Here is a 26,773-nt window from a genome sequence, read left to right as displayed (position 1 = left end):
GGTTATTGCCGATTCCGCTATTCGTTTTAGGAAATCCCGAATCGGGGATGAGTTGACCGTTATGTTTTGCGATGGGTCGGTCAAAGTAAACAAAATTTAATCAAGCCTAAAGCTGATTAAAGGAGGAAAGTGCGATTATCAAGCTATCCCTATTAGGGAATTCCTTAAAAAAGACTATTTACAGTCTTGATTGCGATATTTTTTCAATTCCTTAGAGGCTTTTATCGCTGGACTATCATTTTAGCGGACAGTTGGGTGCTGATCAACCTCTCGATCTGTAAATTTTCTCTTTATTGCCATATTAACCTTTTAAAGTGATATAGTAATAAACGAACCAGACCTTACGCCTAGTCCGTCTATGTTGATTGACTACTTCATAGGTTATGACAAGGCTAGTCCGAGAGTCAACATATTGAGGTGAAAACCTATGAGTGATAACTTATCCGATCGTTTACTGAGATTGATGTCCGATGGAGGCTGGCACTCTAGCCAAGAACTAGCGGAAAAAATTAGCCATCGCTTTTCGGCAACGATGCACGTTCTGAAAAAACGAGGTCATCAATTCGAGCAACGTCATATCGAAAGAAAGCGCTACGAGTGGCGACTAAAAGCGTAGCTTAGAGCGACCGCTCCGTGAATCCATGCCGTATGGGGGATTGTCTCCCCCTATACTGATCACCTCTTGTATTCGATTGGGAGATGAGCGAACAATATGATGTTCATAACAGACGAGTGCCAACCAACCTTAGAAGAAAGGTATTTTCTAAAAATCCGTCCCCAGCTTTACAAGCTACACGCGTGCCATTACCAATATGGGGTTAGAAAGGGAACAAGCCTAGCCGAGCATTTAGATTCTGTCTGTCAATTTCTTTTAACCATCACCCGTATCGCAGGAGTGCCAGAAGAAAAACGAGGGATAATTTTAGCCGTCGGAGTGACCCATGATTTAAATAAATTAGATGAATCAGGACGTAGTGTTAAGAAACTGGCGAGAGATCGGGCTTTTTTAGAGGAACAGTTGGAGTTAGCCGGTGTATCGGCTCTGGTGAAAACCGAAGAGGATTACGAGCTAGTCAGAAGATTAATCGAGCGTCATTCCGGTCATAGTGCCAGCGATGGAATGAGATTTTTTCCAGAAGATGGAAATATTAAAAAATGGGCGGCCATGTTGATCGGGGCTGATCTATTCGACTTGGGGATAGGGGAAGAAAAACGTCTTCGTAAGGTCGAGAACGAATTAACGATCGCTCTCGGCCGTCCCTGTCAATTATTTCGTGTTTGCTTATCGGAGGATAAAGGGTATTTAACCTCGCTTTTGTTGGGAGCCTGCGAAGAAGTGTTGATGAAATACAGCCTACAGTCTTTAGCGATCTATCCCGACGGACAACTATTTTTAGGTGAGAAATTCCCTGATCGAGATCTGACGAAAGAGATAGCGATCGCTTGGCAAAATAGAATCGATCGGGTGTTCGGTAACAATATCGAACAGCTTGTCCATCCGACGAAAGACGGGATTAAAATCGAGCTTCAAGCGATCCAACAAAATCCAGAGGAAACCCTCGGTTGTGTTATTGCATTGTTAGAAAAAAAGAAAGCGGGCATCAAGTCCGATAAAATTCAACAAGATGTTAGCAAATACGCGGGAATGGCGGGAGAGAAAGCGGTTCGAGAAGCCGAAGCGATTGGATTATTACCGATTGCCACTGCCGACGATTTCGCCATTTCTGAAGGTCTGAAGGCCGCTTACCTGAGTTATCGAGGGGCTGGTATAAATCCGCAGGAAGCTTGGGAGAGGATTGGCGAGCGCACCGGACTATCGAAAGAACAAAGGATCGCACTCGAACCTTTTAATTCTCAATACGGCCGTTGTCTGTTCGCAGCTAAATCCGCAGAGAGGGGAATGGAAGGGATTCAAGAGGCTTTAAGGGAATCTTTTCAACTACGTTTGGCAACAAACCTCCAGGACTCGGATTTGGAAGTATCCGAAGAAATGATAGCGGTAGTTTCTCAATGGCTGAATTTCCCTAATGCGAGAACTTGGCGGGCAAAAGACGAGCTTGATGCTTATATCGAAGCAAATCCCCGACAACGTTCCTCCCTCGGTAGCACATCGAAACAGATTGAAGAACTAATGTCGAATAATATGCCCCCAGAGACAAAAGTTCAATCTTTTTCCAATCGTCTCCCTGGGGGAATGAGTGCGGAACCGAAAAGACAAGCAGATACAATGGCTTCTCTCGCCTATAAATTAATGGCTGTCGGCGCATCTTTTCCCGCCGCTACTAAGCAAGAACCGCTTTATCTTCATTTTGCTTTACCGAAAGGGTCTAGTCCCGATCTATTGAGCTTTTGGAGACGATTTTTAGAGGAGAAAGCGGCGATAGGCGAGGGAGGAACGGTCACAATCGATGAACTCAAGTTCTATAAAGTCGATAACGAACAGTTAATTTACAAACCTCGATCGATCAATGAATTGGGTATCGAGTTCAAATTGAACAAAGTAGTCGGTTTGGCTTTTCCTAAACGTCCTGAGTTTATCCAATCGACCGTAATTATCCCAATTTTATGGGGTGATGCGAATAATTCAATAGCCTTATTGAAAACAATTCACTTGGCCTTAGATTTGTCTCTTGCGACGGATTTCGGGTTTCCTTTTGTAGTCAGTAGTAATTTGGAGGTGGAATCATGGAATAATTTTTATGGAAGAGTTGAGGGGATTCCCTCTACTTTGCAACCGTTACTAGGAAACGGTCAATATCGGCGGAGCGGTCAGAGTAAGCCAAAAACTTTAAGACCCGAAGAAATCGCTGAGGAAATTTTAACTCGATTAAGATGTTTGGGTAAATTAGCGATAACAATTGCTAGTCTTCAAAAGAAAGATGATTGCCTTTACGACCTCTCCCGATCGCTAAGAAGACCGATCGAACTTTACTATGTTATTCTTCGTTGGTTATTACGAGAACATGATGATCCGAATTTAGAGTATTTTTGGCACCAGATTTCTCAACCCTTGAATATTTTACTGGAGAGTTGCATGAAGGATGAACATGATCTATTAAGTCGCTATCTTAAAGAAGCGGCTAGTATTGCCGAAGAAGCGGTCTTACGGGGGAGTTCTTTCCGTCGAACCTCGCAAGCGGAACCGTTTACCGAGTTTATCAACGCGATTCGTTCTCGCAAAGCCCATCTGTCCTGGGATGTGGTTTTCGGTGCGTTAGTGCAGAATTATCACAACCGACTTGATCGCATCCGCGAACACGGTGTCGGTGCAACTAAATACGAACAGATCAAGCGGTATTACGAGGTATTGAGACAACTTTTCGAGGAAGTTTATCAATCCCGCCCAGAAAGACTTCTAGCCGATAAAAAAACACTAGAAGCCGCATATCTTTTCTTCCTACAGGAAGCCAGGCAACGGATCAAGGAAGAATCGAAAAATCAACCCCCAACTGCCGCAGAAACTAACGAGCAATAAATAATCCACGAATATTCAGGAAAACGATTCTATGACTATCGAAAAATTAACCCCCTTTCTTGCGCCCGCTTACGAGAACTTCCCCAAAGGCAGAACGATCGGGCTAGTTGTTTTAAGAACTACTCGCTCCGAAACGATCTTCCGCACCGAAGGGTCTGGAGAGCCGATGTGTGGTGAATTCGTACAAGCGGGAATCAACGATCCGACAATTATCCCCCGTTTGGTTATGACAAAACGTAAACAGATCGCCCCAGAAAGACGGCGGGGACGGGAATTTTTAAGAGCAAATAACCTACTGTATAACGCGCCCAAGGGCGGCACAGTTTGTTCTTTAAACACGAACGCGCCCTGTGAATGCTGTATCGATTGTTTCCTGTACGGTTTCGCTGCGGGGGGTGAAGGCGCTCAGAAAAGTCGGGTTTGGACAGAAGACGCGTTTAGTGTTTTATCGAGTACCGAATTAATCGGGGAGCGGACGATCAACGCTATTTTCGAGAATGGCACGATGCGTGATGAAAAAGGAACCGCTTCTACCGCTTTGAACACGAGCGAGTACATTAAACCGGGGGTTCATTTCCTCGATATCGTCACTCTAAAAGATGTTACGGCCGACGAGTTACGCTACACGGTCGGAAATATTCTTATGACGACCCGTTACGGCGCGGTTTCAAGTCGATTAGGACGGATGGATAATGAAATTATCGGGGTTTTCGGCGGAATGGCGGAATTACCCAGTTCTCTAGAATTGGTGCAGTCTGTTTACGACTTGCTGGGAGCGCCTGAAAAGCTATTGGAACATCCTTTTAACACCGAGGAGCTAACTACCGCCGTCAAATCCGCGATCGCTCCGTGGACAAATAAGCGAGGTATTTCTATGCGGTTATCAGAGGAAGAGTTAACTGAGTTGATCTTGGATGTTGATCGCCATTGGTCTTTGGACGATCAGGAAACCTTTTTAAAACGTCTCGATGAATCCTATGCTTCTTTCCGTAAACCTCGTTCTGAAGACGTTGGCAAAAAAGGAAAAGGCAAAAAGGATGCTTCGTCCGTTTCGCTGTAAATCTTTCACGGGTTAGAGGATCGAAAATTTTTCTAACCCTTCATCTCAAAATCGAATTTTATGCAACAACTTGAATTACCTCTCCCGTCCCTAGCGGAACCGAAAAAGACAATTTACGAAAGTGCGAGGCTGATCGAGCTTTGGTGTGCCGAACCCGTTTTTTTCGCCTCTAGAGAGTTATCCGACACCTACTATACCGAGGGAGCGATCGGTAACTACGCACTCGCTTATGCGTTTGGTTGGGCGCGTTCTCCCTACCGTCTGACGGGAACCGCAACCTGTAGACCGAGATACCGGGAAGACCTATCGCCTTTAGATAGTTACATTTTGCCCGCGTGGCCGAAAAATGATCGGACATCTTTTCGATTTGAACGTTTTAACGCACTGTCCGATAGTTACTGGTATGCGATGACGAATAATCGTGTGGCGATCGCCCGTGAAGACTTACCGATCAAACGCTCCGGGAAAAAGCCGAATACCTTTCGACCGAGCAATTTTCCTCAAACGGGACGACTACGGATAATAGAACGAGGAAGTCGTTTTCAAACTTTAGTGTTCGGAAATAGAGAATTGCCCGAATATATTCGCTTAGGCAAATTCACCAGTAAAGTGAAAGTAACCATCCTTTCCGAAAATAGAGTTATTCTATTACCCAACGGGGAATATCGTAGTCATATCTACCTCAATACTGCTGATATACCCGCTAGTGTAAATTTTTTATCGTTCGATCTAATTGCAATTCCGCCAGTCTCCCTTTTCAAAAATCTTCACTTTCAAGGAGAAGCTTGGCAGATAGGTGAATCGATTGTTCCCGCTTATTTAAAATTCTGCGGAGGGTGAAATTATGGATAATCAATTTTTAAATATATGGCTAGAGCCAAAAAGTATTGCGGTTTGTGATTCTCTTCCTGATAAACTCCATTTTATGAAACCAGCCCTACAACATCAGGTAGAAGTGTATGAAAAATCCCGCAATCACGATTTAATTCTCGATCTAGCACCAACTGGAACTGGAAAAACAAAAGCGGGTTTTACGGTTCTTTTACATAATCCCAATCAAACTGCGATTTATATCGCTCCGACTAACGCGCTTGTCACCCAACAAGCGGAAGCGGCCGAGGCTTTTGTGAGGGATGCTAAATTAACGCACGTTGTCAAGGCCGCATCGGCCAAGGAAATTCAGGGATGGTCAGATGATCGGGTAGGCAAACGATCGGGAGAAAAGCTCTATAATCTCCTTCAGAATCCCGCTACGATTTTTCCCGAAGTAGGAGCAAATAGACCACTTTTCTTAGTTACAAACCCTGATATTTTTTATTATGCTACGTTTTGGGCTTATAATAGCTTAGATAAATCTAACATAGCTAGTGAGTTTTATAGCAGATTTTCTACAATTATATTTGATGAATTTCATCTGTATAGTGCTAAACAGTTAGTTAGTTTGCTATTTTTTATCGCTTATTCTAAGGTTTTAGACTATTTTCAGAACAATCGGAAAATTGTTATTCTGACGGCAACTCCTGAGAAAGCTTGTGATGAAGCTTTTAACACTTTAGAAAGAGCGGGAATCAGAATCGCGCGAATTGATGGGGAGGATAATAATAGCGATCAAGTTCCTTCGCAGACCAAAGTGGCTCTAGAAATTCGTTCGAAAATTGAACGAGACGAATATCTAGTACAAATCGCGGATGAAGTCAAGGAAAAATATCTAGCGAATCCCAATGACAATGGTGCAGTTATTCTCGACTCTAAAGATCACATTAATCGGTTGGCCGATTTGCTGACGGAACGAGGATTAAAAGAGGGTTACGGAAGAATACACGGATCGACACCTCAAAAGGATAGACTTTTAGCAGTTCAAAAACCGATTATTCTCGCAACCAGCACTGTAGATGTGGGTTTTAACTTCGAGAAAAATCCAGTCCCAACCCGACAAACTTTAGATTGGTTAATTTTTTCTGCGAAGGATCGTCATTCTTTCTGGCAAAGATTAGGAAGAGTTGGCAGAGTATTAGGGCGCAAGATTACAGATATCCCGTCGGAAGCGATCGCCTATATAGATCCGAAAGCTTGGGAAGAGGGAATTCTCGAACTAGATCGATCAGGTGGTCGAGAGTCATTGAGAAAGATGCTAGAAAGTTTATCTTGCTTAGATCGTCCTTTTTTAAGTATTTACTGGCGTTCCGAAGCTTCTTTAGAGATAGCTCGTCCTTTATCCGAGTTAGAAGATCTTTTGACAGATTTACCCCAAATTAGCGTTATTGAAGAGTTATATCAAACAATGCGGTGTATCTTAGGAGGCACAAAAGACTGGAGTTACTATCGGTCTCGAATGCGTGTTTTTACTGGTGCGGAGAAGATTAAAGATATTTCTATTAAAAAACTAAAAAGTGATTGGAAATTTACCAAGGGAGGTCAAGCGCTGATTAAAACTTTCTTTAAATGTTATTATCCTGAATATTTGAAAGAAATAGAAGCCGATCAGAATAAAATTAAACATTATGAAGATATGTTTAAAAAATACCCAGAAAATTTCGAGAGTTTGAAGGGTTTCGCTAGGATGTGGTATGCCACCTATCAGCCTATCTTTCAATTCCGAGATAGTCTTTTTGACAACATTAAGGTTGTTGATCGCTTTAATCTTTTGCTCGATGAATCCGAAGAAACTATTATCGATCCTATTCATTTACTTAGGTATTATGATTTCGCTACCGACGGAGAGAAAATTGAACTTAAGAGACGAGTAGATAAACCTTATGAGCTTAAATTTATTCTATATAATCAAGATTCATTGGAGAAATTTAAACAAAATAAGCTGAATCGATTAATGGCTTTTGAGGACTGTAACCTTGAAAGATGGCTAAGAGGCGCAAAAATTCCAACTCCCTCATTACAACAACTAAGGCAACAATTCGTATCGGGAGTAATTGTATCTACGCAAGAAAATCAGGGTACGATTATTCAGCTTAGAAAACAAGGGCTAACAATATTTCCGATGTACGTTCATTTTGCTGAACAACCTAGACCGAAGGAGTTTACTTTTTTTCCGAGTTTATCTGGTATATTAGCGATCGCTTCCAGTGGAAGAAGATTAAAACTACCAGATGGCGAGGACTTTTACATAGCTTAAAAATAGCGTAAAACTTACAGCAGGCTGGAGAATATTTGTTATGACTAGCGTTACATCTAAACCCCTCACTTTACCGGAATTTTTCTCACTAACCGCTCCCGAGGGCGATATTACCTATGAATTAGTCGATGGAGAAGCTATCCCAAAAATGTCACCGAAATTCTTTCATTCTCGTTTAACTCTGGCTTTATCTTCTATACTCGATCGCTGGAATCAAGGACGGGGAGAAGTGGGAATCGAATGGGCAATTATTCTAAGCAAAAACGATCGAGATTGGTGTCCCGTTCCCGATCTTCTCTACATTTCCCTGGAAAGGTTAGGAGATATTCCCCTCACCGATGAAGCTTGTCCCGTTCCCCCGGAATTAGTCATCGAAATTATCTCTCCGGAACAATCCTTCAGCAGCCTGAGCGAAAAAGCCGTGGACTACCTAAAAGCGGGAGTCAGTCGCGTCTGGATCGTCGATCCCCGGGCCAAGCAGATCACAATTTTCTATCCCGATGCACCCCCGGCGATTAAAAAAGGCGATGACGAGATTAGCGATATTCTCCTCCCCGATTTAACCCTAACCCCCAGACAAATTTTTGCCAAGGCCCGATTAAGTTAATGCCCTACAGTCTCGTTATAAGCGATCGCCCCGATCTGAAAATTCCCGCTCGATTGTCCTATCACTTCGGTTGAAAATTGACCATGACTCTTATATCTTCTAAATCCCTCACTTTACCGGAATTTTTCTCACTAACCGCTCCCGAGGGCGATATTACCTATGAATTAGTCGATGGAGAAGCTATCCAGAAAATGTCACCGAAATTCTTTCATTCTCGTTTAACTGGTGCTTTATTTCTCGTACTCGATCGCTGGAATCAAGGACGGGGAGAAGTGGGAATCGAATGGGCAATTATTCTAAGCAAAAACGATCGGGATTGGTGTCCCGTTCCCGATCTTCTCTACATTTCCCCGGAAAGGTTAGGAGATATTCCCCTCACCGATGAAGCTTGTCCCGTTCCCCCGGAATTAGTCATCGAAATTATTTCTCCGGAACAATCCTTCAGCAGCCTGAGCGAAAAAGCCGTGGACTACCTAAAAGCAGGAGTCAGTCGCGTCTGGATCGTCGATCCCCGGGCCAAGCAGATCACAATTTTCTATCCCGATGCACCCCCGGCGATTAAAAAAGGCGATGACGAAATTAGCGATATTCTCCTCCCCGATTTAACCCTAACCCCCAGACAAATTTTCGCCAAGGCCCGATTAAGTTAATGCCCTACAGTCTCGTTCTCAATCTCACACCTCGATCGCCGATCTATCCGAATTTTCTCACCGGACGACACCTTCACGCGCTATTCCTTACCCTTGTCAGTAGTGTCGATCAGGAATTAGGGAACATTCTACACGCAGCCGAGGCAGATAAAGCTTTTACCTTATCGCCACTACAGATGCAATCCGGTGGAAAAACGATAAATTCCCCGCAGTGGCGACACGAACGGCCAATCGCCCCCGAAACTCCCTGCTGGTGGCGGATTTCTCTGCTCGATGACCGATTATTCGGTAAATTAACCTCCCTCTGGTTGAATCTCAATCCAAAACACCCCTGGCATCTCGGTTCCGCCGATCTGGTTATCACTAGCGTCCTCGCCACCCCGCAATCGGTTCAACCCTGGGCGAACTCTTGTACTTATCAATACCTGTATGAAAACGCCTCGGAAACGAATCGGGAATTTGATTTCCTTTTCGCTACCCCCGTCACCTTCCGGCAGGGAAAATTCGATAGTGCCTTACCGACGCGGGAACTGGTGTTTAATAGCCTTCTCAATCGTTGGAATCGCTATAGCGCTATCCCCTTCGATTCTATTGCCCTAGAGTCGATTTTCCCTAGTTTCTTCGATATTCAAACGAAATTAGCCGACGAAGCCTATAAAAACCAGTCGTTCGGTTGTGTAGGCGAGATTCACTATCGTCTTTTGGGAGAGGTGGAACCCGCAAAGATTAAAGCGATTAATGTACTGGCGGATTTTGCCCTCTACGCGGGAGTGGGACGGAAAACCACCATGGGGATGGGGATGACTCGCAGAATTGCTAAGGAGAAAAGATAGCCATGGATGAATCTGATTACATACCGATCGCCGCTCTCAACCATTACGCCTACTGTCCCCACCGTTGTTGGAGAATGTTCGTCGCCGGGGAATTTCTCGATAATAGCTATACGATCGAGGGAACAAATTTACACGAGCGAGTTCACACCGTCGGGGCGGCAAACCGCGAGGAAATATGGCAAATTCGGGCGATCTGGCTTAAATCAGACAATTACCGTCTCATCGGTAAGGCCGATCTGATCGAGTCCCAGGATGGCGAATTTATCCCCGTGGAATACAAACGGGGCAGTAAAGGCGAATGGGATAACGACGAGTTGCAGGTGTGCGCTCAAGCTCTGTGTTTGGAAGAAATGACGGGAAAAAGGCTAGATACTGGCTATATCTACTATGCCAGTTCTCACCAGCGTCAACCGGTGGCGATCGATCTTGCTCTACGGCAACGGGCGATCGCTACGATCCGAGCAGTTGAAACCCTGATCCAGACGGGAAAAATGCCCCCGGCGGTCTATTCACCCCGCTGCAAGGGATGCAGTTTGTTCGATCGCTGTTTGCCCCGATTAACCGAAAAAGTCCAACGATATCGAGAGGAAGAATAAAAAATATGGGAACGGTATATGTGACAAGAGAAGACGCATTTCTCGGCAAAAATGACGAGCGTTTAACGGTCAAAGCATCCAAGGAAACGATACTCGATGTACCTCTATTGAACGTGGAAGGAGTGGTGATTTTCGGACGGGGTTCAGTTTCTCCCGCATTGGTGATCGAATTGTTGGAACGTCATATTCCCCTGAGTTTCGTCACATCCACCGGACGCTATCTCGGTAGATTGGAACCGGAGATGACCAAAAATATTTTCGTTCGTCGAGCGCAATGGCAGGCCGCCGGCGATTCTCCGAAAGCCATTCATTTAGTGCGGGGATTCGTCCGCGGCAAGCTGAAGAATTACCGCAACATTCTACTCCGTCGTCAACGCGATCGAAAGGAGTTGGATTTACAAACTGCGATCGCTTGTCTGGAAGCAGCGATCGGCTCGATCGAAACAATCTCGGCGATCGATTCTCTCCGGGGGTTAGAGGGAGCCGGAAGCGCAGCCTATTTCAGTTGTTTTGATTCCCTAATTCTCGGCGATACTTTTACCTTTACCTCGCGTAACCGTCGCCCCCCGCGAGATCCGGTCAATTCTCTTTTGAGTCTGGGTTATGCGTTATTGCGCCATGACGTGCAGAGTGCGATCAATTTGGTCGGTTTTGACCCCTATCTCGGTTATCTTCACTATCAACGCTACGGTCGCCCCTCGCTGGCACTGGATCTGATGGAAGAATTTAGAGCGATCGTCGTTGATGCCGTGGTTCTCAATGGGGTCAATCATCCTTATCTTACCCCCGAACATTTCACCACCGAACCCTTAAGCGGTGCGGTTTCCTTGACGAGAGAGGGATTACAGATTTTCCTGCGCTTGTACGAACAGAAGAAACAATCCAAGTTTAAGCATCCGGTAATGGGTAAACAGTGTACTTATCAAGAAGCTTTCGAGATTCAGGCCCGACTAATGGCGAAATATCTGATGGACGAGACGGATAAGTATCCACCTTTGATTTTAAAGTAGGTAGAGGCGGTCATGTATTTTGTTGTCAGTTACGATATTTCCGACGATAAGCGACGAACCAAAATTCACAATACGTTAAAGTCCTACGGCCAACGGGTGCAGTATAGTGTTTTTGAGTGCGATCTAACCGATACCCAGTACGCTAAGCTGCGCGGGCGCTTGAGTAAGTTGATCAAACCCGATACCGATAGCATCCGCTTTTATTTTCTCTGCGCCTGTTGTCGGGGTAAAGTGGAACGTATCGGTGGTGAGTTACCCCGGGATAATACAATTTTTTTTGTTTAGCTCGGTTGCGCTTCCGGGTAGCTGTAAAAATCCTTAACTATTATCTGGTGGCTGAAAAGCTTATGGAATATAGATTCGAGATGATTTTCCTTTCCAACGCGGGGCGCACCTTATCCCGTAAGGTTTTGCGGGGTCTTGAAGAACTGGGTCACTTGCTGTATGATTGGTTTATTGCGGGTGCGGCGCATACGAACCTTGAAAATCCCATAGCGTATAGCTTTTACCACTGGGCGGTTCCAATTAATCTTAAACCCTACTAGGGATTGAAACAAAATCACTATAAATGACCATAAGTAACCATAAACGGTTCCAATTAATCTTAAACCCTACTAGGGATTGAAACATTGATGTAAAATCCACGGTTGTTACTGCTAATCAAGTTCCAATTAATCTTAAACCCTACTAGGGATTGAAACCTGGGATTTTTTGACTTGTATGCAGAGTGCATACAGTTCCAATTAATCTTAAACCCTACTAGGGATTGAAACAGCATTGATTAAATCTTCTGGTTCATCTTCACTCGTTCCAATTAATCTTAAACCCTACTAGGGATTGAAACACTTCAATACACTTGATCCACCCTAGAGCAGGAAAGGTTCCAATTAATCTTAAACCCTACTAGGGATTGAAACATCCTGTAATAGCAAATGCAGCTTTTCAGACACCTGTTCCAATTAATCTTAAACCCTACTAGGGATTGAAACCTCGACTAAAAACAGTTTGCATACCACAGCGAATGCAGGTTCCAATTAATCTTAAACCCTACTAGGGATTGAAACTCTTATTGAGGCTTTGCTAGAGGTGTATTTAGAGGTGTTCCAATTAATCTTAAACCCTACTAGGGATTGAAACCCTCTCTTGTAGAGGGGTTTTTTTAGTACAAACAGTTCCAATTAATCTTAAACCCTACTAGGGATTGAAACTTTCAACCAATCGGCCACATCAAAACCTTTTTTGTTCCAATTAATCTTAAACCCTACTAGGGATTGAAACTAGAGGATTGGTTGCTGGGGATGGCGATGTTTATTGTTCCAATTAATCTTAAACCCTACTAGGGATTGAAACAAAGTTAGTCGCGCATTCGCGATCACGTGCTTGAGTTCCAATTAATCTTAAACCCTACTAGGGATTGAAACTTTCTCTTTAGCCCAGGAGCTTATTGAATCATTGCGTTCCAATTAATCTTAAACCCTACTAGGGATTGAAACCTGACTGTTTTAGACGGCAAAACGGGGCGAAGAAAAGTTCCAATTAATCTTAAACCCTACTAGGGATTGAAACATAAAAAAAGCGGCGGAGGAAACCGCCTAATGAACCAGGTTCCAATTAATCTTAAACCCTACTAGGGATTGAAACGATTGGGCGGGCTGGGGGCCGGGCTGGTGGCTGGTTCGTTCCAATTAATCTTAAACCCTACTAGGGATTGAAACTTTGAAAAATATTTTTAGAAATTTTTTCAAAACCCCTTGTTCCAATTAATCTTAAACCCTACTAGGGATTGAAACTCCTCGGTAAATTCTTGGATTCGCGCCGCTCGCTCAGGTTCCAATTAATCTTAAACCCTACTAGGGATTGAAACATTCGCTTAAAACCCGCCGCCGCACCCGTATTAAGGTTCCAATTAATCTTAAACCCTACTAGGGATTGAAACTTTATTGTGGCTGTAGGATTAGTGAGGCCTTGTGTTCCAATTAATCTTAAACCCTACTAGGGATTGAAACCTATACTCGATACCGTACCTAGTAAATTTAGTGAGGTTCCAATTAATCTTAAACCCTACTAGGGATTGAAACACTATTTATTATACTGCTCCGCCCGTTAATAGAATTGTTCCAATTAATCTTAAACCCTACTAGGGATTGAAACGGGGACAAGCCATGAAGCGATCGATAGATCACTCGTTCCAATTAATCTTAAACCCTACTAGGGATTGAAACCAAAAGTCGGGCATTCAGGTTAATAATCGGTGGTACGTTCCAATTAATCTTAAACCCTACTAGGGATTGAAACTTACTCCTAATTGTTTTGATTTCTTGACTGACAACGTTCCAATTAATCTTAAACCCTACTAGGGATTGAAACGAAAATATGGGATTTAGCCCTAGCCTTGTTTGCGTTCCAATTAATCTTAAACCCTACTAGGGATTGAAACTCAGAAATATTACTGCAACGGCCACTATAAAGCGAGTTCCAATTAATCTTAAACCCTACTAGGGATTGAAACGATCTTCCTGCTTCGTTTCCCCGGTGAGCAGTTGTTCCAATTAATCTTAAACCCTACTAGGGATTGAAACAAAACCGGCATTTTCCTAAAAATGTCCAAAATTGAGCTGTTCCAATTAATCTTAAACCCTACTAGGGATTGAAACTTAGTCTTGCCATTTTTGTCACACCTTGTCACACTCTTGTTCCAATTAATCTTAAACCCTACTAGGGATTGAAACTTATGTCTCGCCCCGCGAGGAGTGCCGGGAAGCGAGTTCCAATTAATCTTAAACCCTACTAGGGATTGAAACTCCCTTGTAGGATAAGAGCGTTGTCGAATTTAGCACCCGTTCCAATTAATCTTAAACCCTACTAGGGATTGAAACGTTGGACGAACTCTTTTAATTCCTTACTGACCTGTAGTTCCAATTAATCTTAAACCCTACTAGGGATTGAAACTCTATTGAATTATGGCTAATTGTGTATTTCGAGGTCCAAGTTCCAATTAATCTTAAACCCTACTAGGGATTGAAACGATAAATGCTCAATTATTGCTAATGTGAACATGATTTGTTCCAATTAATCTTAAACCCTACTAGGGATTGAAACCCAAACCGGCAAGATCGGCAATCTTGCAGTAAGCTAAGGTTCCAATTAATCTTAAACCCTACTAGGGATTGAAACAAGGCCATGAGCCTAAAAAAATACCTCAACAATTGGTTCCAATTAATCTTAAACCCTACTAGGGATTGAAACTCAATAGTTGAATTTTTGCCGATAAAAGAGATCGAGTTCCAATTAATCTTAAACCCTACTAGGGATTGAAACTTTTGGGCGGCCCCGATGGACTCTATCGCATTCTCAGGTTCCAATTAATCTTAAACCCTACTAGGGATTGAAACGTCTATATGAAGGCTATAGCGAGATTTTCATTGATGTTCCAATTAATCTTAAACCCTACTAGGGATTGAAACTTTTCGGTGGCCTCTGGGCGCTTTGGCTCCGGGCGTTCCAATTAATCTTAAACCCTACTAGGGATTGAAACATAAAAATAGTGTACATTTTTCAATCGATCAACTAGTTCCAATTAATCTTAAACCCTACTAGGGATTGAAACCTTTTGTACTATGCTCGGCTTTTTCTGCCGGGCATTGTTCCAATTAATCTTAAACCCTACTAGGGATTGAAACGTAGTCCAGAACCCAGTCCCAGCAAGGGCGACAGTTCCAATTAATCTTAAACCCTACTAGGGATTGAAACATTCGATTTTCTGATAAGCAAGAAATTTCCCCGAGTTCCAATTAATCTTAAACCCTACTAGGGATTGAAACATGCTTTGGGTGGGAAGGGTCTGCTAGGGGAATATGTTCCAATTAATCTTAAACCCTACTAGGGATTGAAACCAAGATGCCCAAAAACAGGCAGAAGAAACAGTTAAGGTTCCAATTAATCTTAAACCCTACTAGGGATTGAAACTTTCTGCGTGACCAGTTGGGAGCAGTGAACGAACTGTTCCAATTAATCTTAAACCCTACTAGGGATTGAAACAGAGGAGTGGATAGCTAGAGTGGGGCCCACCCCATGTTCCAATTAATCTTAAACCCTACTAGGGATTGAAACAAAGATTTTTGGTGTAAATATGGCTGGCAAAGGAGGTTCCAATTAATCTTAAACCCTACTAGGGATTGAAACGATATTCCAGGACAAGCAACGGCGGCGACTTCTTGTTCCAATTAATCTTAAACCCTACTAGGGATTGAAACCCAAGGGTAAGCATAGCCAAAGTTTCAGCGAGAAATAGTTCCAATTAATCTTAAACCCTACTAGGGATTGAAACTAAGTGTCGATTAGGTATGAGCGATTTTCGGGATACGTTCCAATTAATCTTAAACCCTACTAGGGATTGAAACAAAATTCTCCCAATCCCAGCGAAATTATCAGAGCGTTCCAATTAATCTTAAACCCTACTAGGGATTGAAACGCGCTATAGCGATCTGATATTCGTATTCTCTCTGGTTCCAATTAATCTTAAACCCTACTAGGGATTGAAACACTTATCATTTACCGATAAAATTTGCAGATTTAGTGTTCCAATTAATCTTAAACCCTACTAGGGATTGAAACGAAAAAATCTTAAAGATAGAAGCCGCTATCGAAAAGTTCCAATTAATCTTAAACCCTACTAGGGATTGAAACCAACTTTACGCGGCAAACTAAAAAGTAATTCAAGTTCCAATTAATCTTAAACCCTACTAGGGATTGAAACTTTCTTTTTTTTCCTCTATAGTCCATCGACATTATCGTTCCAATTAATCTTAAACCCTACTAGGGATTGAAACTTGGCTATTATCCATCCTTGATCATCACCATCATCGTTCCAATTAATCTTAAACCCTACTAGGGATTGAAACGCTTCCAAGTTTCTATTTCTGAAAGAAATAGATCAGGTTCCAATTAATCTTAAACCCTACTAGGGATTGAAACTTCCATTGCTACGATGAAGCAACTACTCAAAGAACCGTTCCAATTAATCTTAAACCCTACTAGGGATTGAAACATTTAACCCTGATGGTGGTGGTGTACCAGTTAAGAATTCTGTGTTCCAATTAATCTTAAACCCTACTAGGGATTGAAACAAAAGCTGGCGCGGGCGCAGTAGCGGTAACGGGAGTTCCAATTAATCTTAAACCCTACTAGGGATTGAAACTTCCCCTACAACGAACCTACATCGGAGGTAAAGGTTCCAATTAATCTTAAACCCTACTAGGGATTGAAACAGAGAATCAGTGGCAAAATTTTGCCACACGAGGAGTTCCAATTAATCTTAAACCCTACTAGGGATTGAAACTATGATTGAACTTCCAAGTCTTTAGGAGTAACTTGTTCCAATTAATCTTAAACCCTACTAGGGATTGAAACAAGCGAGTTAGAGACCGTAAACATAAGAGTAAACAGGTTCCAATTAATCTTAAACCCTACTAGGGATTGAAACTTGTCACGCCTAACTCGGCTGCTACATCATCCTGGTTCCAATTAATCTTAAACCCTACTAGGGATTGAAACCAGCTTTTGAATCAGCTCCCCTTTTGATTCCGATAGTTCCAATTAATCTTAAACCCTACTAGGGATTGAAACTAGTCTCGTTTCGTTTCTTCAAGATAAAGAGCGATCGTTCCAATTAATCTTAAACCCTACTAGGGATTGAAACAACGCATAAGTAGTATTAATAATATTAGGGTAAGGGTTCCAATTAATCTTAAACCCTACTAGGGATTGAAACTGATGATAGCTTTGGCTCTAATCTAGAGTCTGCAAAGTTCCAATTAATCTTAAACCCTACTAGGGATTGAAACAACCAGACTGGACTACGCGGCAAAATTTGGGAGAACGGCAAAGTTCCAATTAATCTTAAACCCTACTAGGGATTGAAACTTGCCCTCGGACTCGGCCTTTGCGCGGATTCGCGTTCCAATTAATCTTAAACCCTACTAGGGATTGAAACTTGCGTTTTCCTTTTAGCACCAATTCAATTCGATGTTCCAATTAATCTTAAACCCTACTAGGGATTGAAACGCTTTTGTAGCAAGGGGTAGAGCCACTCCTGCTCGTTCCAATTAATCTTAAACCCTACTAGGGATTGAAACGATCACATTGCCACTAATAGTTAGTGTGATATTCGTTCGTTCCAATTAATCTTAAACCCTACTAGGGATTGAAACTTAGACTTTGTAGATATTGTCAATGCCTTATAGAGTTCCAATTAATCTTAAACCCTACTAGGGATTGAAACACAACGCCATTATTATGCGATTAAACCGGCTATTGTTCCAATTAATCTTAAACCCTACTAGGGATTGAAACGGATGTTCCGCCGATGGTAAAGCTGAAATCGCTCGTTCCAATTAATCTTAAACCCTACTAGGGATTGAAACATGGTTGATGCCCTTGACGGGGTAAAATCTGACAGTTCCAATTAATCTTAAACCCTACTAGGGATTGAAACAAAGCCGCAGAGCAAAAAGGTGCGCGAATTTATCGTTCCAATTAATCTTAAACCCTACTAGGGATTGAAACCAATACAGGGTACAGGCTATCGAACGATCCGACTCATGTTCCAATTAATCTTAAACCCTACTAGGGATTGAAACGAATTTGATCGGATAGCCCGCTTTATCAAGCCGAGTTCCAATTAATCTTAAACCCTACTAGGGATTGAAACACTACCGCAAGCTTCTAAGGATTGCATCCATGCAATAAAAAGTTCCAATTAATCTTAAACCCTACTAGGGATTGAAACCTTTTTATTTGATAAAAATTGCTCCTAGCTATTGTGAAGTTCCAATTAATCTTAAACCCTACTAGGGATTGAAACTTTGTGTGCCACATCTCGCAGTGGCAATGGGATTGTTCCAATTAATCTTAAACCCTACTAGGGATTGAAACTTCGATCGCTTCCCCCCTTCCCCCTTCCCCTTCCCTTGTTCCAATTAATCTTAAACCCTACTAGGGATTGAAACTTAAAACCCTTGCTATATCTTGATTACAGGCATTCAGGTTCCAATTAATCTTAAACCCTACTAGGGATTGAAACTTGAGTATCGGACGGCCTCCACTTCTTAGATCCGCGTTCCAATTAATCTTAAACCCTACTAGGGATTGAAACACTACACACAGCCGAACTGCAAGTGATAATTTATCTGATCTGTTCCAATTAATCTTAAACCCTACTAGGGATTGAAACTTTCAAGGACCAAAAGGCGATCCCGGTCAGCCCGGGTTCCAATTAATCTTAAACCCTACTAGGGATTGAAACTTTTCTGTGTTCCGCCCCAAAGGATTTACAAAAGGGTTCCAATTAATCTTAAACCCTACTAGGGATTGAAACAAATCACGAACTACTAGGGGATGCTTGACTAAGTAGTTCCAATTAATCTTAAACCCTACTAGGGATTGAAACTCAATCCTTACCCCATGATAACACATAAAAAGGTGTTCCAATTAATCTTAAACCCTACTAGGGATTGAAACAATAGTTTAATTTTGGCTATCAGTTATCAGCAATAATTAGTTCCAATTAATCTTAAACCCTACTAGGGATTGAAACCCGTATCTTTCTTTATAATCACCCTCTACTACAAAGTTCCAATTAATCTTAAACCCTACTAGGGATTGAAACTGACTCGTTCTTTCCCTATCCCTAATTCTTCGGTAGTGTTCCAATTAATCTTAAACCCTACTAGGGATTGAAACAGAATCGCAATTATTCCCCGCAATTACTGAGGAGAGTTCCAATTAATCTTAAACCCTACTAGGGATTGAAACATGCCAATAGTTAATGGTACTAGCAGGAATATCCGTGTTCCAATTAATCTTAAACCCTACTAGGGATTGAAACAACTTCGGTGACTGGCAGTGCCGAAGCCGGAGCTAGTTCCAATTAATCTTAAACCCTACTAGGGATTGAAACATGTTGGCGACTCGAATCTCATTATTAGAATCGGAGTTCCAATTAATCTTAAACCCTACTAGGGATTGAAACAGGGGATTGGAGCCAACCAGACGAGATTATATTTAGTTCCAATTAATCTTAAACCCTACTAGGGATTGAAACTTCCGGGGAAATTGATCTGGCTACTTATGAATACGTTCCAATTAATCTTAAACCCTACTAGGGATTGAAACTACAAGAACTGGGGGAATTTATACCCCTGAAGAGATGCTCCAATTAATCTTAAACCCTATTAGGGATTGAAACATAAGTTTTACTCCTATTGAGTTTCATGCTTTTATTGCTCCAATTAATCTTAAACCCTATTAGGGATTGAAACTTTGACCAATCCCGACAAAGCAGGGGAATCCCTCGCTCCAATTAATCTTAAACCCTATTAGGGATTGAAACAAAGGATTAGCGATTAAGGGGCTATCTTTATTTAGCTCCAATTAATCTTAAACCCTATTAGGGATTGAAACCAATCATCGAAGCGATTTTCTATTTTTTCTATTCGCTCCAATTAATCTTAAACCCTATTAGGGATTGAAACCTGGCGATCCTACTGTCGCCAAGGCGATCCTAGGGCTCCAATTAATCTTAAACCCTATTAGGGATTGAAACAAGCTCTTCAATTCTTTGGATTCCTCCGAGTTTGCAGCACTAGCTCCAATTAATCTTAAACCCTATTAGGGATTGAAACAAGCTCTTCTGTATTTTTTCGGTATCTAAAGCTTGCTCCAATTAATCTTAAACCCTATTAGGGATTGAAACCGGATACCAGATAAGGTTAGAGAATGTCAGCGATTGCTCCAATTAATCTTAAACCCTATTAGGGATTGAAACACCCTTGAGTCACCCCAAGACTCCGATCACCCAGGCTCCAATTAATCTTAAACCCTATTAGGGATTGAAACCGGTTGAATCTTTATAGAATACTTCTAAGTATTTTGCTCCAATTAATCTTAAACCCTATTAGGGATTGAAACAGGAAAATACTCTATATGGATTAAAGGAAAAGTGCTCCAATTAATCTTAAACCCTATTAGGGATTGAAACAAAAAGTTTGGAATCTAGATAATTAGCAAATGGGGCTCCAATTAATCTTAAACCCTATTAGGGATTGAAACAAGGCAAAGCTTGTAATTAAAGAAGTTGAGTCTCGCTCCAATTAATCTTAAACCCTATTAGGGATTGAAACCTTCTAACTCACGAATACGGATGGATAGTCGAGTTGCTCCAATTAATCTTAAACCCTATTAGGGATTGAAACATATTACCGATGGATTTAATCGGGCTATCGCTCCTGCTCCAATTAATCTTAAACCCTATTAGGGATTGAAACTATTTACTTGATCTTATCTTATGACATTCTCCCATAGCTCCAATTAATCTTAAACCCTATTAGGGATTGAAACGAGTCTCTTTACTTAAGACTGGATGAACTCCAAAAAATGGCTCCAATTAATCTTAAACCCTATTAGGGATTGAAACGTGGATGATAGTCCCTTGAGATGCTAAAAGTAACCAAGCTCCAATTAATCTTAAACCCTATTAGGGATTGAAACTTTTGTAAAGTAGTGTAAGATAAGAGTATCTTATCAGGCTCCAATTAATCTTAAACCCTATTAGGGATTGAAACTTCAGCAAATTGAGGATTCTTTTTTATAAAATCAGGCTCCAATTAATCTTAAACCCTATTAGGGATTGAAACATTCTTATATACCAGTCTAAAACCCTTGCTATATCGTTCCAATTAATCTTAAACCCTATTAGGGATTGAAACGTCAATGCTTGACGATTTATACCTCGATATCTCAGGTTCCAATTAATCTTAAACCCTATTAGGGATTGAAACGATTTTAGACTCATAGCAGTAACTCGTTAACAGGTTCCAATTAATCTTAAACCCTATTAGGGATTGAAACCAATTAGGCGCGATCGATGAGGCGATCGATACCCGTTCCAATTAATCTTAAACCCTATTAGGGATTGAAACTGCTTTTGTCCCTCCCCCCCCACCATTAGCTCCCGTTCCAATTAATCTTAAACCCTATTAGGGATTGAAACTACCGATACAGCTTCTGCAATTAAGGAAGTAGAAGGTTCCAATTAATCTTAAACCCTATTAGGGATTGAAACAATTACTTGCATACTAACTTAGCAAGACTTTTCGTTCCAATTAATCTTAAACCCTATTAGGGATTGAAACAGGATTGCCATTCAGCCATAAATCTTTGAGTTTGTTCCAATTAATCTTAAACCCTATTAGGGATTGAAACAAAGATGATATTGCCTTAATCACACCATTAAAAATAGTTCCAATTAATCTTAAACCCTATTAGGGATTGAAACAATAATATTTGTATTAATTACATCAATCTTAGGAGTTCCAATTAATCTTAAACCCTATTAGGGATTGAAACAGAAAATTTTCATTTTTCAAATTTTAAGGGCGAAAGTTCCAATTAATCTTAAACCCTATTAGGGATTGAAACAACTGATAAACCAGTTTTCGCAATTCGTCAACTGTTCCAATTAATCTTAAACCCTATTAGGGATTGAAACCGATTTCCTCAGTAATTGCGGGGAATAATTGCGAGTTCCAATTAATCTTAAACCCTATTAGGGATTGAAACTGTACCAAGAGGTAACAATAATTGCCGAATCCCAGTTCCAATTAATCTTAAACCCTATTAGGGATTGAAACGCTAGGCTAATTCGATTTGGCCACTCCTGGCAAGAGTTCCAATTAATCTTAAACCCTATTAGGGATTGAAACACGCAGAAAAACTATCCTTGCCTCTAAGGTATTTGTTCCAATTAATCTTAAACCCTATTAGGGATTGAAACAACATTAACTGGCTAAATCCCAGCCAATCAGGATTGTTCCAATTGTTCCAATTAATCTTAAACCCTATTAGGGATTGAAACAGCTACGCTTAGTTTTGAGCCAATAATTTTGGCTGATAGTTCCAATTAATCTTAAACCCTATTAGGGATTGAAACAAAATTTGCTAAATACCTAGCAGTTTTGGTGACTGTTCCAATTAATCTTAAACCCTATTAGGGATTGAAACTCCCGATAAAACAATAACCATTCTCTCCATCATCACGTTCCAATTAATCTTAAACCCTATTAGGGATTGAAACAGTACCCTGTACTATTCATGACTGGTACAAAAATGTTCCAATTAATCTTAAACCCTATTAGGGATTGAAACAGATTTACCCCCCGTGGCTCGATTGAATTTCGAGCAGTTCCAATTAATCTTAAACCCTATTAGGGATTGAAACTTCCTGATTCTCCATTGTGGAATCACTTGCCAGAATGTTCCAATTAATCTTAAACCCTATTAGGGATTGAAACAAAACCCTTACCCTGATTGGGTTAGGGGAAAAGAGTTCCAATTAATCTTAAACCCTATTAGGGATTGAAACTAAAGGAATCAGTACCCACAGCTTCCGGCGAACTGTTCCAATTAATCTTAAACCCTATTAGGGATTGAAACGTGATTTTTGGGAACTTCACAAAAGTTTAACATAAGTTCCAATTAATCTTAAACCCTATTAGGGATTGAAACCTAATTCGCGCTTTAGATATAGATATTCTGATTCATTGTTCCAATTAATCTTAAACCCTATTAGGGATTGAAACAATTAATCGATTAGCTAATGAATCGGAATATAGTGGTTCCAATTAATCTTAAACCCTATTAGGGATTGAAACAACCAAAGTTCCTGTGATCACCAAAAAAGGGCGTGTTCCAATTAATCTTAAACCCTATTAGGGATTGAAACAAGGGGAATTTAACTATGCGATTTAATTTTGATGGCGTTCCAATTAATCTTAAACCCTATTAGGGATTGAAACCAAATAATCAATCTATCTCCTTGATTCCTTCGAGTTCCAATTAATCTTAAACCCTATTAGGGATTGAAACTTTTTCGGGGATTACTGATATAAATAAAAGAGAGGGTTCCAATTAATCTTAAACCCTATTAGGGATTGAAACAACCCCGTTGATTTTAAGAGAGAAATAACCTGCTTATGTTCCAATTAATCTTAAACCCTATTAGGGATTGAAACAGGTTTTAGAGAGAGGCGATCGCACTAAGTGGTATTGTTCCAATTAATCTTAAACCCTATTAGGGATTGAAACGGATAGCCAACAGCTAGACAGTATAGACACAGATGTTCCAATTAATCTTAAACCCTATTAGGGATTGAAACTTTCCATCTTTTTTTCCTCCTATTTAGGAGGGGAGTTCCAATTAATCTTAAACCCTATTAGGGATTGAAACGATGTAATCATTGAGAATTATTTCAAGTCTAGGGGTTCCAATTAATCTTAAACCCTATTAGGGATTGAAACATCGATCCCGCGCCATATAGGAAAAGTCTCACCGGTGTTCCAATTAATCTTAAACCCTATTAGGGATTGAAACACTGCAAAGATGAAGGGGATGAGACAAGCCTATGCGTTCCAATTAATCTTAAACCCTATTAGGGATTGAAACAATCGGCGGGATTGGCCCGAAAGCTGCCGACAAAGTTCCAATTAATCTTAAACCCTATTAGGGATTGAAACAATCCAGCGCAATTAAGTGAAATGATGAGCGATGGTTCCAATTAATCTTAAACCCTATTAGGGATTGAAACATGGGCAAGGTTAGCTATTCTGATGGACAGTTTGTTCCAATTAATCTTAAACCCTATTAGGGATTGAAACAAAGTGGCATTCTGAAAGTCTAGAATTTCTGAACGTTCCAATTAATCTTAAACCCTATTAGGGATTGAAACAGCACCCATAGCTTCCGGCGAACTGCTCTAACCCGTTCCAATTAATCTTAAACCCTATTAGGGATTGAAACTTTGCTCTTTCCTTTCTTCTTTTTTGCCAAACGGCCACCACGGTTCCAATTAATCTTAAACCCTATTAGGGATTGAAACCGGCGTTCGATGGGGAAGGCCAGGCGATCGGATACGTTCCAATTAATCTTAAACCCTATTAGGGATTGAAACAGAATTTTATCATTTACAGTCTGAAAAGGAATTATCGTTCCAATTAATCTTAAACCCTATTAGGGATTGAAACACCCGTCTAATCATCGATGGTTTACCATGCCCTAGTTCCAATTAATCTTAAACCCTATTAGGGATTGAAACGAGCTAAAATGTTGAAAGTAAAGTACGAAGGATTGTTCCAATTAATCTTAAACCCTATTAGGGATTGAAACTAATATGGGTGTACCACCGAATTTTTTAGGAGCCAAGTTCCAATTAATCTTAAACCCTATTAGGGATTGAAACAGCCTTGGCTTTTTTGCCCCTTAAAATTCTGGCAAGTTCCAATTAATCTTAAACCCTATTAGGGATTGAAACTAGATGACAGTTTAGATTATAAACTGCGAATAATAGTTCCAATTAATCTTAAACCCTATTAGGGATTGAAACACTTTATAATCGGATCTATTAACAACTGGCATATTTGTTCCAATTAATCTTAAACCCTATTAGGGATTGAAACCCCTCAGTTGCCTCGCTATCCCACTTGTAGAAATGTTCCAATTAATCTTAAACCCTATTAGGGATTGAAACTGTGGAGTACGCGGCTTATGTTCACGAAGGTTATGTGTTCCAATTAATCTTAAACCCTATTAGGGATTGAAACCTTTTTCTCCTCTGGATTTTTTGACTTTTTAGCGTTCCAATTAATCTTAAACCCTATTAGGGATTGAAACCGCAATCTGAAATTAGGATTATTGCCGTAGATCGCCCGTGTTCCAATTAATCTTAAACCCTATTAGGGATTGAAACACAAGCAGGCTTTTTTGAGGGCTGGTCGCTGGGTTGCCACGTTCCAATTAATCTTAAACCCTATTAGGGATTGAAACCAGCATAAGCTCGCCCGCTTTCTGTGATTTTAAAAGTGTTCCAATTAATCTTAAACCCTATTAGGGATTGAAACATCAGAAAAAATCAATATAGGGAATTAAAAATGCACACAGTTCCAATTAATCTTAAACCCTATTAGGGATTGAAACATCTGCCAAATACTCAAACTAGAAGCAAAAATCAAGTTCCAATTAATCTTAAACCCTATTAGGGATTGAAACTGATCGCTGATTCTGAGTTGGCAGATTCAGTCAATGTTCCAATTAATCTTAAACCCTATTAGGGATTGAAACTTCATTGTTTTTACCTCCTAATTAAAATTCACCTTGTTCCAATTAATCTTAAACCCTATTAGGGATTGAAACGTGTAAAGGCTTTTTAGCCCTAAATTTATCTCTTTGTTCCAATTAATCTTAAACCCTATTAGGGATTGAAACAGAATTGGAGCTTATTCAGGCACTTAAGGGGCTTGTTCCAATTAATCTTAAACCCTATTAGGGATTGAAACTTTCGCCTTGGGCGATCGCTTGCTCTAGTTGGTCGTTCCAATTAATCTTAAACCCTATTAGGGATTGAAACAGAACGGCAATTCAATCAATCATGACCAACGGGCGTTCCAATTAATCTTAAACCCTATTAGGGATTGAAACCCGCCATCAGCAAAACCAGGAATCGGCAACTTCAACGTTCCAATTAATCTTAAACCCTATTAGGGATTGAAACTTAGTTTAGCGGCAGCGGCTGCCACTAAACCAGAAAGTTCCAATTAATCTTAAACCCTATTAGGGATTGAAACAGACACAATAACGACATTTTTAAACGCTATAATTCGCCAATTCAAAAATGAAACGCATCAACCTCAAGAGTTGACAAAGAAAGGCTCATCAGGTACTGTCTGATCATTAACAAAAACAAATCAGACCCAAAATGAGCCACCAACATCTTAACATAGAACAAAGAAACTTGCTCTACCAACTTAGTCAGGAGGGAAATTTATCTCAACGGCAAATGGCCGTCTGGCTCGGATGTCATCAAAGCACAATATCACGGGAATTAAAAAGGAATCAAAGTTCCCTTGGCTGCTATCTACCTGACACAGCACAAGCTGAAAGCGAGACAAGGCGAAAAAATGCCAAACAACCCTTTAAAAATGTCAGCGAGTCAGCCTTAGAGTTGGTCAAAGAAGGATTGAAAGATTATCATAGTCCCGAACAAATAGCAGGTCGTCTGAAAAGAGCCAGTCAAGAATCTCTCAGTCACGAAACCATCTATCAAATGATCTATCAGAACTATCACGGATGTGGAGAGTACCAGAAATATTTACGCCGGGGGCTTTGTCAAAGAAAGAGTCGAGGCGGAGCAAAAAGTAAGCGTGGAGGGATTCCAGGGCGTGTAGATATCAGCGAGCGACCAGTAATTGCTGACCAGAAAACTGAAATCGGTCATTGGGAAAGTGACACAATGATTGGAGGCAATCATCTAGGAGTTCTCGTTACTCATGTAGATAAAGCCTCGAAATTTTTAGTAGCAGGATT

General features: G+C 40.9%; 11 protein-coding genes, 1 pseudogene and 1 CRISPR repeat array. All 12 genes and pseudogenes read left to right on the top strand.

Translation table 11 applies throughout. The annotated features are described in order from the left end of the window. Window positions 1-427 precede the first annotated feature (427 nt). Window positions 428-616, top strand: a complete 189-nt coding sequence (locus H6G40_RS06960; RefSeq protein ID WP_069474927.1) for a hypothetical protein — start codon at window positions 428-430, stop codon at window positions 614-616. A 99-nt stretch (window positions 617-715) separates the two neighbouring features. Further along, complete coding sequence (locus tag H6G40_RS06955) at window positions 716-3,475, top strand: hypothetical protein (RefSeq protein WP_206755283.1); 2,760 nt, start codon at window positions 716-718, stop codon at window positions 3,473-3,475. Between the two features lie 31 nt (window positions 3,476-3,506). After that, the gene (gene cas7d, locus H6G40_RS06950; RefSeq protein WP_069474925.1) at window positions 3,507-4,535 is read left to right on the top strand and encodes a type I-D CRISPR-associated protein Cas7/Csc2; all 1,029 of its coding nucleotides are present in this window, start codon (window positions 3,507-3,509) and stop codon (window positions 4,533-4,535) included. A gap of 60 nt (window positions 4,536-4,595) precedes the next feature. Continuing rightward, on the top strand, window positions 4,596-5,375 hold the full coding sequence (gene cas5d / locus H6G40_RS06945; RefSeq protein ID WP_069474924.1) for a type I-D CRISPR-associated protein Cas5/Csc1: 780 nt from the start codon (window positions 4,596-4,598) through the stop codon (window positions 5,373-5,375). Window positions 5,376-5,379: 4 nt separating this feature from the next. Further along, window positions 5,380-7,665 carry a type I-D CRISPR-associated helicase Cas3' gene (gene cas3 / locus H6G40_RS06940; protein WP_069474923.1) on the top strand — a complete coding sequence of 762 codons (2,286 nt, stop codon included), beginning with the start codon at window positions 5,380-5,382 and terminating at the stop codon, window positions 7,663-7,665. A gap of 40 nt (window positions 7,666-7,705) precedes the next feature. After that, window positions 7,706-8,272: a Uma2 family endonuclease gene (locus H6G40_RS06935; RefSeq protein WP_069474922.1), complete on the top strand. Its 567-nt coding sequence runs from the start codon at window positions 7,706-7,708 to the stop codon at window positions 8,270-8,272. An 83-nt stretch (window positions 8,273-8,355) separates the two neighbouring features. Beyond that, a complete protein-coding gene (locus H6G40_RS06930) occupies window positions 8,356-8,922 on the top strand; it encodes a Uma2 family endonuclease (RefSeq protein ID WP_069474921.1) in 567 nt (188 codons plus the stop codon). Beyond that, a complete protein-coding gene (gene cas6 / locus H6G40_RS06925; RefSeq protein ID WP_190537454.1) occupies window positions 8,922-9,755 on the top strand; it encodes a CRISPR-associated endoribonuclease Cas6 in 834 nt (277 codons plus the stop codon). The genes H6G40_RS06930 and cas6 overlap by 1 nt, the downstream gene beginning before the upstream one ends. Window positions 9,756-9,757: 2 nt before the next feature. Then, window positions 9,758-10,351: a CRISPR-associated protein Cas4 gene (cas4, locus tag H6G40_RS06920; RefSeq protein ID WP_190537452.1), complete on the top strand. Its 594-nt coding sequence runs from the start codon at window positions 9,758-9,760 to the stop codon at window positions 10,349-10,351. A 5-nt stretch (window positions 10,352-10,356) separates the two neighbouring features. After that, the gene (cas1d, locus tag H6G40_RS06915; RefSeq protein ID WP_190537449.1) at window positions 10,357-11,361 is read left to right on the top strand and encodes a type I-D CRISPR-associated endonuclease Cas1d; all 1,005 of its coding nucleotides are present in this window, start codon (window positions 10,357-10,359) and stop codon (window positions 11,359-11,361) included. Between the two features lie 12 nt (window positions 11,362-11,373). Next, entirely contained in the window at window positions 11,374-11,646 is a 273-nt protein-coding gene (gene cas2, locus H6G40_RS06910) for a CRISPR-associated endonuclease Cas2 (RefSeq protein ID WP_002742874.1), read from the top strand. A 233-nt stretch (window positions 11,647-11,879) separates the two neighbouring features. Beyond that, a CRISPR array of direct repeats spans window positions 11,880-26,034; the repeat unit is 37 nt; unit sequence GTTCCAATTAATCTTAAACCCTACTAGGGATTGAAAC. Between the two features lie 131 nt (window positions 26,035-26,165). After that, window positions 26,166-26,773: pseudogene (locus H6G40_RS06905) on the top strand (IS30-like element ISMae39 family transposase); the annotation flags it as partial.

It is taken from the genome of Microcystis viridis FACHB-1342 (assembly GCF_014698335.1).
Taxonomy (GTDB): domain Bacteria; phylum Cyanobacteriota; class Cyanobacteriia; order Cyanobacteriales; family Microcystaceae; genus Microcystis; species Microcystis ichthyoblabe_A.
The sequence above is the reverse complement of the archived record's forward strand: the minus strand, read 5'-3'. Positions and strand labels throughout refer to the sequence as shown.